The organism is Novosphingobium sp. PP1Y (genome assembly GCF_000253255.1).
GTDB lineage: Bacteria > Pseudomonadota > Alphaproteobacteria > Sphingomonadales > Sphingomonadaceae > Novosphingobium.
Genome location: NC_015583.1, coordinates 215,180 through 229,598 on the forward strand (window position 1 = coordinate 215,180; position 14,419 = coordinate 229,598).

The 14,419-nt window shown below is 62.2% G+C and carries 10 protein-coding genes; 8 read left to right on the forward strand and 2 right to left on the reverse strand.

Annotated elements, in window-relative coordinates; all coding sequences use genetic code 11:
- Positions 1–6: 6 nt before the first annotated feature.
- On the forward strand, positions 7–1,746 hold the full coding sequence (locus PP1Y_RS01985; protein WP_013836433.1) for an alkaline phosphatase: 1,740 nt from the start codon (positions 7–9) through the stop codon (positions 1,744–1,746).
- A gap of 166 nt (positions 1,747–1,912) precedes the next feature.
- Here PP1Y_RS01985 and PP1Y_RS01990 read toward each other — a convergent pair whose 3' ends face one another.
- Together PP1Y_RS01990 and PP1Y_RS01995 are read right to left on the reverse strand one after the other, a co-directional pair.
- Positions 1,913–2,839, reverse strand: a complete 927-nt coding sequence (locus PP1Y_RS01990; protein WP_013836434.1) for an MBL fold metallo-hydrolase — start codon at positions 2,837–2,839, stop codon at positions 1,913–1,915.
- Between the two features lie 142 nt (positions 2,840–2,981).
- Positions 2,982–5,375, reverse strand: coding sequence for a TonB-dependent receptor (locus tag PP1Y_RS01995; protein WP_013836435.1), 2,394 nt, complete (start codon positions 5,373–5,375; stop codon positions 2,982–2,984).
- 787 nt (positions 5,376–6,162) lie between these two features.
- Between PP1Y_RS01995 and PP1Y_RS02000 the strand changes: the two genes are divergently transcribed.
- Genes PP1Y_RS02000 through uca form a run of 7 tightly spaced genes read left to right on the forward strand, consistent with a single transcriptional unit; the run spans position 6,163 to position 14,419 of the window.
- Positions 6,163–7,245: a putative urea ABC transporter substrate-binding protein gene (locus PP1Y_RS02000; protein WP_013836437.1), complete on the forward strand. Its 1,083-nt coding sequence runs from the start codon at positions 6,163–6,165 to the stop codon at positions 7,243–7,245.
- Positions 7,246–7,284: 39 nt separating this feature from the next.
- Positions 7,285–8,100, forward strand: a complete 816-nt coding sequence (locus PP1Y_RS02005; protein WP_013836438.1) for an ABC transporter permease — start codon at positions 7,285–7,287, stop codon at positions 8,098–8,100.
- Complete coding sequence (locus PP1Y_RS02010; RefSeq protein WP_013836439.1) at positions 8,097–8,897, forward strand: ATP-binding cassette domain-containing protein; 801 nt, start codon at positions 8,097–8,099, stop codon at positions 8,895–8,897. Before PP1Y_RS02005 ends, PP1Y_RS02010 begins: the two co-directional genes overlap by 4 nt.
- Entirely contained in the window at positions 8,890–9,351 is a 462-nt protein-coding gene (locus PP1Y_RS02015; protein ID WP_013836440.1) for a CopG family ribbon-helix-helix protein, read from the forward strand. The genes PP1Y_RS02010 and PP1Y_RS02015 overlap by 8 nt, the downstream gene beginning before the upstream one ends.
- Complete coding sequence (locus tag PP1Y_RS02020; RefSeq protein WP_013836441.1) at positions 9,348–10,172, forward strand: urea amidolyase associated protein UAAP1; 825 nt, start codon at positions 9,348–9,350, stop codon at positions 10,170–10,172. Before PP1Y_RS02015 ends, PP1Y_RS02020 begins: the two co-directional genes overlap by 4 nt.
- A 15-nt stretch (positions 10,173–10,187) precedes the next feature.
- Positions 10,188–10,826, forward strand: a complete 639-nt coding sequence (locus PP1Y_RS02025) for an urea amidolyase associated protein UAAP2 (protein ID WP_013836442.1) — start codon at positions 10,188–10,190, stop codon at positions 10,824–10,826.
- The gene (uca, locus tag PP1Y_RS02030; protein ID WP_013836443.1) at positions 10,823–14,419 is read left to right on the forward strand and encodes an urea carboxylase; all 3,597 of its coding nucleotides are present in this window, start codon (positions 10,823–10,825) and stop codon (positions 14,417–14,419) included. Before PP1Y_RS02025 ends, uca begins: the two co-directional genes overlap by 4 nt.

Genomic DNA, 14,419 nt, shown 5'->3' on the forward strand with positions numbered 1-14,419 from the left:
GGGACAATGAAACGCCAGATCAGCCAGGCCTGCGTATCCCGGCGCGCCCTGCTCGCGGGGATTGCCGGCACCGCGGCCTTGCTGGGCCAGCCAGCACTCCTTCGCGCCCATGAGGTCTCGAGCAACCCCACCTTTCGGCACGGGGTGGCGAGCGGAGATCCCGATGCCACCGGCGTGGTGCTGTGGACGCGCGTGACCGCTGCCGGACCGGTGGAGGTGACCTGGGAACTCAGCGACACGCCGGACTTCGCAAAGCTGGTCGGAACCGGCGTTTTCCGCACCGATGCGAGCCGTGACCACACGGTCAAGGTCCTGGCCGACGGTCTCGCGCCGGGAAGCATCCACTACTATCGCTTCCGGCTCGGCGATGCCCTTTCGCCTGTCGGCCGCGCGCGAACCCTTCCGCAAGGTCGACTGGAGCGGCTGGGCATCGCCCTGGCTTCATGCTCGAACTACGCCTTCGGGTTTTTCAATGCCTATGACGCCATCGCCCGCGACAGCAATGTCGATTTCGTCCTCCACACCGGCGACTACATCTACGAATATGGCGGCAAGGACGGTTGGGGGGCAGATGTCGCGCAGGCGATCGGCCGGGTGCAGGCCCCATTGCACGAGATCGTCTCGCTCGCGGATTACCGGATGCGCCACGCACAGTACAAGACCGATGCGGGTTCGCAGGCGATGCATGCCAATCATACGCTCCTGGCCTGCTGGGACGACCACGAAAGCGCTAACAACAACTGGACCGGCGGCGCGCAGAACCACCAACCTGACACCGAAGGCGACTGGAACACGCGCCGCGCCGCATCGATCCAGGCCTATTTCGAATGGATGCCCGTGCGTGAACCGAAATGGCTATCGGCTCCGGGACGCAAGCGCATGCAATTCTGGCGCCGCTACGACTTCGGCGACCTTGCCCTGCTGCACACCCTGGAAACCCGGCACACCGCGCGCGCCAAGCAGATCGAATATATCGATCATGCCAAGGACATAGTCGATCAGGCCTCGGCGGAGCGATTCCGCAAGGACGTGCTCGGCGCCCCCGACCGACCGATCCTGTCGCCCCTGCTGGAACAGGATCTCGAGGCGGCGCTGTCGGACTCGGTTCGAGAGGGTCGGCCATGGCGGATCATCGGCTGCCCAATGGTGATCGGCCGGGTCGAAGTGCCGGACGTGGCTGCCCTCGGCATCGTGCCCGATCCAGCGCCTCGACTGGCACTCGCAAAGACCGCCGAAGATTTCGCCAGGCTCGCAGCCGACCCGGCCGTCGCGTTGGCATGGAAAGGCAAGTACAACCTTCCGGACTATACGGACGCCTGGGGCGGTTACCCGTGGGCGCGCGAACGTCTTTACGGGCTTTCGCGCCGCGCCGGGGCCGGCGATCTGGTCTTCCTGTCCGGAGACAGCCACAGTTTCTGGGTCAATCGGCTGGCCGACGAAGACGGCCGCCCGGCAGGGATCGAATTCGGAACCGCAGGCATTTCATCACCGGGCGATTTCGTATCGAGCGGTTTCGACGATACGACCGCGCAACTGCTAGACAGAGCCTATGCCGAACACATCCCCGAAGTGACCTGGACCGACAACATGCACCAGGGCTACGTGCGCGTGGAATTCGGGCGCGAGAACGGGCTAGCGACTTTCGTCGCCGTCGATACCGTGCTGACACCCGATTATCGCACGAAAGTCCTGCGCCAGGTTCCTTTCACCCGCCAAGGCGACGTCGTGGACATCGTCGAAGCCTGATCGCCTGCGCATGCTGCGGCTCACTTCCAATCTCCCGGTCTCGTGCCGGATGAGACGGAAATCCACGAAAACTTAGAGCTTCAGCGACAAGGCTAGGCAGCCGGCGATCCCATCAAGGAGGCCGAAGCCTCGGCGTGCAAGAAAATCCTGTAACATTGTGCAACTTTCATTCCGTGCGCGCGGGGACGGGATAGATGATGAAATTATCGTGGACCTGAGGCCGATCGGGCACATCCAGATCGGCCTTAAGGCCTTCCTGCAATTCGCCGATTGTCCCAACCGGCAGTTCCAGGACATGTTCTGCCGCGTGTGAGAGTACCTCATGCGCATAGTCGCGACCTGGCTGCACGGTCATCTCGATATGCGCACCCAGCAGGGCACGGATGGGATGGCTGGCGGCGAATGCGGCAAGCCTGTCAACGCTCGCGCGCTCCTCTGCCAGGAAATTGACCGGTACATAGAGCCTGCCGGGATAGATCGTGTCGCCTGACAAAAGGATCTGCAGACGGGAATCGTAGACAGCGATCGCAGCCTTCTGATGGCCCGGCGTCGGAATGATCTTGAGCGGGCGACCACCCAGATCGAAGGTCGCGATTCCATCCGGCCAGTTCGCCACTCCGAAAAATTCGGCCACGTTCCCCGCCTGCAATCCGACAACGACCGTCTCCGGCCTATCCCGGAACGCCCCGTCGCCTGCGATGTGATCGCCATGGCTGTGGCTATGCGCAACGACCAGCGGAATGCTGCTGCGATGCTTTGCCAACAACCATTCGGCGACCAGTCGGTCGACCACGGGCCTGATCTGGCCGCCTTGCGCCCCCGTATCAATCATCAGTGCCTTGTCGCGCCCGAACATCAGGTAAAGAAAAGGCGCCTCGAAGTTCGTCTTGATGGACTGGCGAATAACGAAAGTATCGTCGTCGAGCGCCTGAACCTGCACCACCGGTTCCTGCGCCAAGTTACCGGCTATCCAGCGTTCCTTGAAAAGCTGCGGCGCCGGCGCTGCAGCTTGTGCACTCCAGGACCATGCTGCCGCAAGCGCGCTGGCGAAGGCGAGTGCGTGCGAACGTCTGACTGCAGTTGCGCGTGCCAATGCCTTTGCCTTTCTCGATGGAGTCCCTGACCGACAGAGGGCATTGCTGAGGAAAAACGATGCCTTCGAACGACTGGCCTCGAAACAGTCTTGAAAATAGTGGGGCGCTGACCTCCCGGAACAGCGTCCCGCCCATGCCAGATCAGTACTTGTACCGTAGTTCGATCCCGAAGGTCCGCGGGTTGATGACCGTTTGCTTGTAGTAGCGCAGCAGAACGCCGTCATTCAGGCCGACACGCGAACGATCGTTGGAAACAGAAGCCACCGCATACTTGTCGAAGATATTATTCGCGAACAGGCCGATGCTGTACCGGTCGGCTTCATAAGTCAGGGACGCGCGGTGCAACACGTAGCTGGGTAACCTGTCGCCATAGGCACGATCCCAGCCAAGGCGCGTCACGACATTGCCGCGATAGGTCGCCGTCCAGTCGGCCACGAGGTTCCCGGCCATGACAGGCATGGTGTAGGTCGCCCCAAGGCTTCCGCTGTGCTTCGCCGAGCCGGGGAGGCGATCGCCGTCCAGAGCGTCCAACTGGATCGGATTGCTCGGATAGGTCCCCGCCGGATCGTTGATGGTAATGATACCCGGCACATCCTCGGTCAACTTGGCATCGACGTAGGAATAGGTTCCCTGGATCGACAGGCCGGGAAGAGGGAGGACCTGGAACGAGGTTTCGAAGCCCTGCGACTTGGCCTTGCCGCCATTCACCGTGATGCCGACGATACCGTTCAGCGTCGCGGAATCGACCTGGATGCCGCTCCACTTGATCTGGAACACGTTGAAATTGAAATTGAGCTTGCGGTCGAAAAATTGCGCGCGAACACCGATTTCCGCATTCTTGGTCGTGTCAGGACCGTACTGGATTTCATTTGGCAAAGCACAGACGTTCTGCTGGGTTGGATCCAGCGGCAGGATACATGGCGCGACGGTGTTAGGCCCGCCGATGCGATAGCCCTTGCTGTAAGTCGCATAGACCATCAGGTCCGGCGTAAAATTGTACGAACTGTTGAATTTCCAGACCCAGCCGCTCTTCTTCGTCTTGCCGCCGGCAGGCTCCAGGTCATACGGACTGACCGGGTCTCCCAGCAGCGGAAGCACGGAGAGCCCCGAGATATTGGAAGTGTATCCGAAATAGCGCGCACCGGCGGTTACCTGCCATGCCGGCGTCACGCGGAACGTACCTTCACCGAAGACCGCCTTCTCGGTCACCTTCGACTTCACGAAGGACGCGTACTCGACTTCGTCCGGATTGGGCTGCGTCCCGAATTCGACCCAGGGATGATTGGGCACATGTTCGATGTAATCGCGCTGTCGCTTCTGCTCGTTATAGAAGCCACCCAGGACCCAGCTGAACGGTCCGCCATGGCGGGAAACGAAGCGCACTTCCTGATTGAACTGCTTGCGGTGATCATCGGCCTCGTTCCAGCTCGAAAAGGCCGGAAAGGTCTCGTAACCGTAATCCAGGTCCAAGAGGAGGTCGGTATTGTCCGCCTGGGTGCGGTTGCGCACATTGGTGTACGCGGTGGTCGCCACAAGATCTGCAATGTCCGCGAGATTGGCGTTTATCTCCATGCTGCCGAGATGCGCATGGCGGTTCACGGGTTCGATGTAACGGCCGGCACTTTCATACTTTCCCGTGCCGAGCACGCCGTCGCTGTTGTACTGGCCACCGTCAGTCTTGGTCTGCTGGTACGCGTAGGTGAAGTTCACCTTCAGGTCTTCGCTGAACTGGACAAGCAACTGGTTGCGTGTGGTGAAGGTCTTCTCAAAGTTGAGATCCTTGCGGCTCATCAAGTTTGCAGCATAGTCCGCGTCGGTCACACCGTCAGGACCACTGGGCTGCGGAAGCGATACGCCCGGTTCCTGCAGCAGGAGCGGATAGTCGATGAAGCCGGGATCGTAGAAATATCCGGTAGCCGAACGAAACGCGACGTGGTCCGTGACGATCGGTATATTGATGACGCCGTCGACCTGGTATCCCAGCTTGCCGCTATGCTGTTTGCCGTAGAAGCGGCCGTGCACCTCCCCCTCGATCGTGTCCGTATTCGGCCGATTGGGAATGTTACGAATGGCGCCCGCCAGCGTGCCGAGACCATATAGCGTGCCCTGAGGCCCCAACAGCGTTTCGACGCGCGCAATGTCAAGAAGCTTGAAGTCGTAATAGAGGGGAACCTCGCCCAGATACATGCCCAGCGCGTCGTCATACGAGGCACCGGTCGAATCCACGTCCGAGGCGTTCAGACCACGCAGCACGATCGATCCGGTCGATCCGGGCCCCGTGTCAGAGATGGTCATGCCGGGCGTAAAGTCCGCCAGATCGCGAACGTCATCGATACGCTGCCGGGAGAGCTGCTCCTCGCCGACGGCACTGATATTGATCGGCACATCCTGCAGAGAAGTTGCGCGACGCGTGGCCGTTACGACGATATCGCCGCCCGTTTCACCGCCTGCCGCTGCATCCTGCGCATAAGCCGAAGTGGTCCCGACGCCCATGAGAAAGGTAGCGCCAAGCAATGTATTGCGAAACAATTTCATAGTCACTTCGACCCCCTATGCCGTTGAGCCTCAAGTGACATCCCTCCCGTTGACGCTCTGGCTATGCCGGCGCCTTTCCGGTCCGATATTGGCCGGTCCTACTCGGTATTCCATGAGCCCGCCGTATTCGGTAGCGGTCTTCTTGCGACGCGGTAATACGTGCGCCGTTGCATTCCTGCGGAACGAGCCGAGGATCTACTTGTGGACCAAAAGACCCTGCGCACAGAACTGTGCGCATTACGACCGACAACTCCCCATTTGGGAAATGACCGCTGGCCAGTCTTCAATCCACGAGCCCTCATTTCACGCCGGCGAAAGGCCGACCGGATCGCCCCTTGATCTTCGCCGCTTCAAAGAACGACACGGCATACGGTATGGATATTACACAAGTCGTCAAGCGTAATAATTTTGCAGTTGCTCAGTATGACTGGAATTCGCGTTGCACCGCACAAACCGGTAGTTTCGCATGCGCCTGACCTTACACCGAATGGAAGCATTCCGGCTTCGACCGCACTGCTTGGCGAGCAAGCAACGCTCCGGCGAGATCTGATTCGCATTCCTGCCATGTGAAACTTTAGAGAAAACGTGAACCCTGCTAAGGTACGCGTCTTTCTGCGATTCCCGGCGTAGAAGCGTCATCGCAATGCTCGACCAGACCAGAGGCGAATCCGGCCTGGCCATCGAATCCACTTTGGCGGAGTTATTACCTAAATTTCTTTCGGTAATATTTTTTAATGGACAAGCGCGGGCTTCTCACTGATGCTGCACTGCGAAAGGGGATCGAATCATGGTCATGTCGTTCGTCAGATCCAGCAGGATCGCTTTGTTGGCCGGAACGCTTCTTGCGGTATCGTGTTCGCCCGGGGCAGATACCACGCCGCAAGCCCGCACTGAATTCAATATCGGGTGGTCAATCTATGCCGGCTGGATGCCATGGCCCTATGCGCAGCAAGCCGGCATCGTGAAGAAGTGGGCTGACAAGTACGGCATCAAGATTAACGTCGTGCAGGTCAACGACTACGTGGAATCGGTCAATCAGTATACCGCCGGCAAATTCGATGGCGTGACCGTGACCAATATGGATGCCCTCACCATACCGGCGGCGGGCGGCAAAGATACAAGTGCCATCATCGTCGGCGATTACTCGAACGGCAACGACGGCGTTCTGCTCAAGGGCGCGGACCAGCTCAGCTCCATCAAGGGCCGGCAAGTCTATCTGGTGGAGCTTTCCGTGTCGCATTACCTTCTTGCGCGCGCGCTCGAGAAGGGCGGCTTGAAGCCCACCGATGTGAAGACCGTCAATACATCCGATGCCGACATCGTCGGCGCATTCAGCAGTCCGGACGCGACCGCGGCGGTCGCCTGGAACCCGCAGCTCTCCGTCATGAAGGAGCAGCCCGGGGTGAAGCAGGTATTCAGCTCTGCCCAGATCCCCGGCGAGATCCTCGACCTGCTGGTCGTGGATACCGATACCCTCAAGGCCAATCCGAAGCTCGGCAAGGCATTGACCGGCATCTGGTACGAGACGATGGCCCTGATCAAGCGGCAGGATGCCGAGGGCAAGGCGGCCCGCGCCGCAATGGCCAAGCTCGCCGGGACGACGCCGGAAGTCTTCGAAGGTCAACTCGCAACAACATACCTCTATTCGGACCCGAAGGCGGCAGCGGCGGCAACCTCCTCGCCGGCACTCGTTCAGACGATGACGCAAGTACGCGATTTCAGCTTCTCGCACGGCCTGTTCAAGGGTGCTTCTTCGGCCGACGAAGTCGGCATGAGCTTCCCGGGCGGCAAGACGCTCGGCGATCCGGGCCGGGTAACGCTGCGCTTCGACGAAAGCTTCATGAAAATGGCTGCGGACGGAAGGCTCTGACCAGACTTTGTTCGGACTCGATGATGCTGGTGAGACAATATGCGCTGGGTGAATAGAAACGTCCGCCGAGGCGAAGGCATCCTGCTAGGGGCCCTGCCGATCCTGTTCCTCATCCTACTCTACATCTTCCTCGCGGCCGAGCGCCACGCGGCCAATCCGATGGACAAGGTCCTGCCCCTTCCCAACGGCATGGCCAGGGCTCTCTCCGTCCTGCTGTTCCAGCCGGATCAGCTGACCGGAAAGCTCCTGTTCTGGGCGGATACGCTGGCGAGCTTGCAGCGGCTCGGGATCGGTTTGGGCATTGCAACCGTCGTCGCGCTGGTACTCGGCCTGGTCCTTGGCGTACTGCCGCCGGTACGCACAACACTCGGTCCGCTCGTGACCGGAATTGCCGTCATCCCGCCAATCGCGCTTCTGCCGATACTTTTCATAGCGCTGGGTCTCGGCGAAACGGCGAAGATCGCCCTTATCGTCATCGGCATCGCGCCTGTCATGGTGCGTGACATCACCGCGCACGTCGCTGCATTGCCGCGCGAGCAGATCATCAAGGCGCAGACATTGGGCGCCAGTTCCTGGCAGATCATGATCCGCGTGGCGCTCCCGCAGGCCATGCCGCGCCTTCTGCACGCGGTCCGTCTCTCGCTCGGCCCGGCCTGGGTCTTCCTGATTTCCGCCGAGGCGATCGCTTCCGATGTCGGCCTTGGCTACCGGATCTTTCTCGTGCGCCGCTATCTCTCGATGGACGTTATCATCCCTTACGTGGCCTGGATCGCCTTGCTGGCCATCGCGATGGACGCAGCGCTCGTCTTCGCGAGCCGGAAACTCTACCCCTGGGCCCATGGAGCAAGCCATTGAGCGCGCTTCTCAGCCTCCGCGACGTCTGGGTCGAATACGGCGACAAGATCGTGCTCGAGAAAGTGGACCTCGAGTTCGAGGCCGGCTCCTTCGTATCGATCATCGGCCCATCCGGCGCTGGCAAGAGCAGTCTTCTGCGGGTGATCCTTGGTCAGGAAGTGCCTACACGGGGCACCATACTGCTCGACGGAACGCCGCTGGCACCCGAGTGCGGACCGGACCGCGGCGTGGTATTCCAGCGCTATTCGGTCTTCCCCCATCTATCCGCCCTTCAGAACACGGTCTTCGGCATCGAATGCGCGAAGGCTCCGCTGTCTGCCCGACTGTTCGGCGGCGCAAGGCGGGCAGCCGAGAGCGAAGCGGCCGACATGCTGAACGCAGTCGGCCTCGGCGATGCGATAGACCTCTATCCCGCGCAGATGTCGGGCGGCATGCAACAGCGTCTGGCCATCGCCCAGGCGCTGATCAAGCGTCCCCGCATCCTGCTCCTCGATGAGCCGTTCGGCGCGCTCGATCCCGGCATCCGCGCTGACATGCACGGCCTGATCACCCGGCTCTGGCAGGACTATGCACTGACGATCATCATGGTCACGCATGACATCCGCGAAGCTTTCACGCTGGGAACGCGGGTGCTCGCACTCGACAAGCGCCGACACGATCCACACGCACCACATCGCTTCGGCGCGACCGCAGTCTACGATCTGCCGCTACGCAAGTCGGATGAAGAGCCGGAAGACGGCGCAGTGGTCTCGCTCGAAGGCCCGCTGGGTGCCAAGGAGAGGATTGGACATGGCTAACGAAACAACGAACCTGGCCAGGCTCAGCATGAGCCTTCCCGGCGATCTGTTCAGGCAGCTCGACATGATGGTCGAAGAGCGCGGTCTGCCATCCCGCTCGCAGCTTATCGCAGAGCTGATCCGCCATGCGCTTGCCGAACATGAGGCATACACCCGCCCGGACGAGATGCTGGCCGGCACCATTACCATCGTCTATCGCGGCGACCGCGGCCGGGTGCGCCACCAGCTTGCCCAGACCCAGGCCGACTACCTCAAGGAAGTCATCTCTTCCCAGCATGTATTCCTGGAGGACGATCAGTCCCTCGAGGTCCTGCTGGTGCAGGGGCCCGCCTCGCTACTGAAAGAACTGTGCGACGCGCTGCGCCGGGTGCGCGGGGTGCAACAACTCCAGCTCGTCACAACGACCGCACTTCTGCCTCCACTCTACGAACAGGAAACGGAAGAAACTGCATGACCGAGACACTCGCGAATCCTCTTGCTGCCCGCGACCACGCGCGTGGAATGGCAGGCACGGTAGTCGAAGCCATGCCGATGCTGCCCCCTGTCGCCGAGGACCTGCCGGAGAGTGTACCTGCCCAAGACCTGCTATGGGAAGAAACGATCGCCGCCGGCGGATACGCTTCGCGCCGACTGCCCCGCGGATCGCGACTGAGGCTGATCGATCTCAAGGGAGACGCTTGCGCTTCGCTGCTGATCTTCAATGCCGAGATGCCGAGCGAGCGGCTCAACGTTGCCGATACCGTCAAAGTCCAGTGGAACGCCTATCTTGGCGAGGGCAAGCTGTTGTTGTCGGACATGGGCCGTGTGCTGATGAGCCTCGTTTCCGACGGCGCCGGCACGCACGATGCATTCTGCGGCACTTCCAATGCAGTCATGAACAGCGCCAAGTACGGCGACGGCAGCAACAGCGGGCCCCATCCCAATGGTCGCGACCGCTTCCTTCTGGGCGCCGCAAAGCACGGATTGCAGCGGCGCGACATCCACCCCTGCATCAACCTGTTCAAGGGTGTCCGGATCGAGACCGATGGCACGATCACGCCGCTCGTCGGTCCCTTCGAGCCGGGCCGCAGCCTGATCCTGCGCGCCGAGATGGACGTGATCGTCGTGATCGCTAACTGTCCGCATGTTCTCGACCCGCGCGAAGACTGGAGCAGCACTCCTCTGCGCGCGACTGCATGGCGCGGTCCGATCACTGCCGAGGACGACCCCATCCGCACCGCGACGCCCGAAGGTCTGCGCGCCTTCGAAAACGTCGAAGACTATTTTCGCCGCTGACAGGAACAGCATCGCATGAGCCTCGACCCCCATCTTTCCGATCTTCCCGGCACTGTCGCGCATGACGTCATCGTCCCCGCGCGGGCGCCGTGGCTGCACCACATCGCGGCAGGCCAGACCCTGCGCATCGTGGATCTCGAGGGCAACCAGGCAGTAGATTTCCTGCTGTATTCGGCACAGGACGATACCGAGCGCTACAGCGCGCAGGACACTGTCGCCGCTCAAGGCAACCTGTTCCTGCGCGAAGGCACTGTGCTGCGCTCCAATGAAGGGCGGGCGATGATGACGATCACCGGCACGTCCGTCGATTATCACGATACCATCGGCGGCGCCTGCTCCTGCGAGTCCAATACCTTGCGCTACGGCCACCATACGAAGGCCGAGCACGCCTGCGTCGAAAACTTTCTGGAAGCCAACTTGCGCGAAGGACGCGGCAAGCGCGACATCGTCTCTAACATCAACTTCTTCATGAACGTTCCGGTCGAGGCCGATGGGTCGCTGGGCATCGTCGATGGCATTTCCGCCCCGGGACTGACCGTTGACCTGCGAGCGGAGATGGACGTCATCGTCGTCGTTTCCAACTGCCCGCAAATCAACAATCCGTGCAACGGCTTCAACCCGACCCCCGTACGCATGATCGTTGCCAACGCATGAAGTTCGACACCGTCCTGATCGCCAATCGCGGGGCGATCGCCACCCGCATCATCCGTACACTGCGTCGCATGGGACTGCGTTCGGTGGCGGTCTATTCGGAAGCCGACGAAGGCTCGCTGCACGTTTCCGAGGCCGACGAGGCCGTCTGCATCGGCCCCGCCCGTGCATCGGAGAGCTACCTCGACATCGCCGCAATCCTGAAGGCCGCGCGTGAAGCCGGGGCGGATGCCATCCACCCCGGCTACGGCTTCCTCGCCGAGAACGTCGAGTTCGCCGAAGCCTGCGCCGAGGCCGGGATCGTCTTTATCGGCCCGACCTGCGACAATATCCGTACCTTCGGCCTGAAGCACAGCGCCCGCGCCCTGGCTGCTGCGCACGGCGTACCGCTGGCTCCCGGCACAGACTTGCTGACCGACGAGAGCGCAGCGGCTGCGGCCGCCCGTCGGATCGGCTTTCCGGTCATCCTCAAGGCCACTGCAGGCGGCGGCGGCATCGGCATGCGGGTCTGCGAGGACGAGGCATCCGTGCGCGAAAGCTTCGCCGCCGTGGCCCGCCAGGGGCAGAGCAATTTCGGCGACGCCGGCATCTTCCTCGAGCGCTACATCCGCCGAGCGCGCCATATCGAGGTGCAGATCTTCGGCGACGGCGAAGGGCGAATTCGGGCCCTGGGCGAGCGGGACTGCTCGCTCCAGCGTCGCAACCAGAAAGTGGTGGAAGAGGCCCCGGCGCCGCTTCTGCCCGCCAAGGTCCGCGCCGAGCTGATCGCCGCCGCAATCCGATTGGGCGAAGCCGCGAACTACCGCTCTGCCGGCACGGTCGAATTCCTCTACGATGCCGAACGCGAAGAGTTCTTCTTTCTCGAGATGAACACCCGCCTGCAGGTCGAGCACGGTGTGACCGAAGAGGTCATGGGGCTGGACCTTGTCGAATGGATGATCCGCGGCGGGGCCGGAGACTTCTCGTTCCTGGATGAGGCGCCGAAGCAGCCGAGCGGGCATTCGGTGCAAGTGCGTCTCTATGCCGAAGACCCGGCCCTCGACTATCGCCCCACCTCGGGCACCCTGACCTCGGTCGAATTCCCCGACGACATACGGGCCGAAACCTGGATCATGGCCGGCTCCACCGTATCCATCTGGTACGATCCGATGCTCGCCAAGCTGATCGTGCATGCGCCGAGCCGGAGCGAGGCCATCGCCGCCATGCAGGACGCGCTCGACAAGTGCCGGATCGACGGGATCGAGACGAACCTGCGCTGGCTGCGCGACGTGGTTCGCAGTGAAGCATTCGTCAGCGGCGAAGTTTCGACCCGCGTGCTCGAAGGCATCGCGTTCAAACCGCGCAGCATCCGCGTCGTCAGCGGCGGCACTGCGACAACCGTGCAGGACTGGCCCGGCAGGCAAAGGCTCTGGGCAGTGGGCGTGCCGCCTTCGGGCCCGATGGACGATCAGTCGTTTCGCCTCGGCAATCGCCTCCTTGGCAATCCAGAGGGGACAGCCGGGCTGGAAATGACGATTACCGGCCCTACCCTGACTTTCAGCGCCCCCGCCCGCATCTGCCTGACCGGCGCCGACTTCGGCGCGGCCCTCGACGGCAATCCGGTTGCGCGCGGGCAGGCGATCCAGGTCGAGGCGGGACAGACGCTCGCCACAGGCCGCCTGTCAGGCGGCGGGATACGCGGATACATCCTCTTTGCCGGTGGGCTCGACATCGCGCCCTATCTCGGCAGCCGCAGCACGTTTGAACTTGGACAGTTCGGCGGCCACGCTGCGCGCCGCCTGCTTGCGGGAGACACACTGCACCTGGGCGATGAAGCGACGGTCGCCCCTCTGCCCGATGTGGACTTGCCCGATCTTGCCACGGAATGGACGGTTCGCGTCCTCTATGGCCCGCACGGCGCACCCGATTTCTTCACCGACGAGGATATCGACGAGATCGTCAAGGTCGAATGGCAGGTACACTACAACAGCAATCGCACCGGCGTTCGCCTCGTTGGCCCCAAGCCGAAGTGGGCGCGCACCGACGGCGGCGAAGCGGGGCTCCACCCGTCCAACATCCACGATAACCCTTACGCCATCGGCGCGGTCGACTTTACCGGCGACATGCCGATCATACTAGGTCCGGACGGCCCCTCGCTCGGCGGCTTCGTATGCCCCTTCGTGGTCATCGCCGCCGACCGCTGGAAGATCGGCCAGCTCTCGCCCGGTGACAAACTGCGCTTTGCCCCGATCACGCTCGATGACGCCATTGCGGCCGACCAGGCGCAGCGACGGCTACTCGACGAGGGCGTTGCCCATGGCACAAGCGAAGCGCGCCCGATCGCGCAGCTCTCGCCGATCCTTGCCGAAATAGAGGAAAGCGCGGTCCGGCCGCGAACCGTCTATCGCCAGCAGGGCGATCGCAACATCCTCGTCGAATACGGTCCGATCGTGCTCGACATCGAGTTGCGCATCCGCGTTCACGCCCTGATGACCGAGTTGGAACGTCTCGCCCTTCCCGGCATCCTCGACGTGGTTCCCGGAATCCGCTCGCTCCAGGTGCACTTCGATGGCAAGGTGCTCAACCAGAAGGCCACACTGGCGGAGCTGATCGCGGCAGAAGAGCGGTTGGGCGATCTCGCCGACTTCGCCATCCCTTCGCGGATTGTCCACCTGCCGCTGAGCTGGCGCGATCCTGCAACGCTGGAGACGATACAGAAGTACATGGGCGCCGTGCGCGACGACGCGCCGTGGTGTCCGGACAACATCGAGTTCATCCGCCGCATCAACGGTCTGCCCGATACTGCCGCAGTGGAGAACCTCATCTTCGAGGCGAACTACCTCGTCATGGGCCTTGGCGACGTCTATCTGGGCGCACCGGTTGCGACTCCGGTCGACCCCCGGCACCGGCTGGTCACTACCAAGTACAACCCGGCCCGCACGTGGACGCCGCCGAACGTGGTCGGCATCGGCGGCTCCTACATGTGCATATACGGCATGGAAGGCCCCGGCGGCTACCAGCTCTTCGGTCGCACCATTCAAGTGTGGAACACGCATCGCCAGACCGACGCCTTCATCGAGGGCAAGCCCTGGCTGCTGCGCTTCTTCGACCAGATCCGCTTCTATCCGGTGAGCGCCGACGAACTCGTCGAATGGCGACGGGACTTTCCCAGCGGTCGCCGCTCTATCCGGATCGAGGAATCCGAGTTCCGACTTGCCGACTATCGTGCATTCCTGGCCGAGAATGCGGACGCCATTGCCGAGTTCGAGGCACGCCGGCAGACCGCATTCGACGAGGAGCGCGCCGAATGGCAGCGCAGCGGCGAATTCGACCGCATCGCCGACACCGCCGAAGCGGAGCCACCCCAAGCCGCGGCGATTGACCTGCCTGACGGAGCGACACTCATCGAGGCTCCCTTCGGCGGCAGCGTCTGGAAGCTGCTGGTCGGGGCGGGCGACGAAGTACAGGCAGGCGACACGATCGCGATCATCGAAGCCATGAAGATGGAGTGTGCAGTGCAAAGTCCCGGTGCAGGAACGATTGCAGCGATTTATGTACAGGAGCGGCAGGCCCTGCAGCCCGGCGCCCCCATGCTTGCCCTGAAAGAGGGGGCCTGA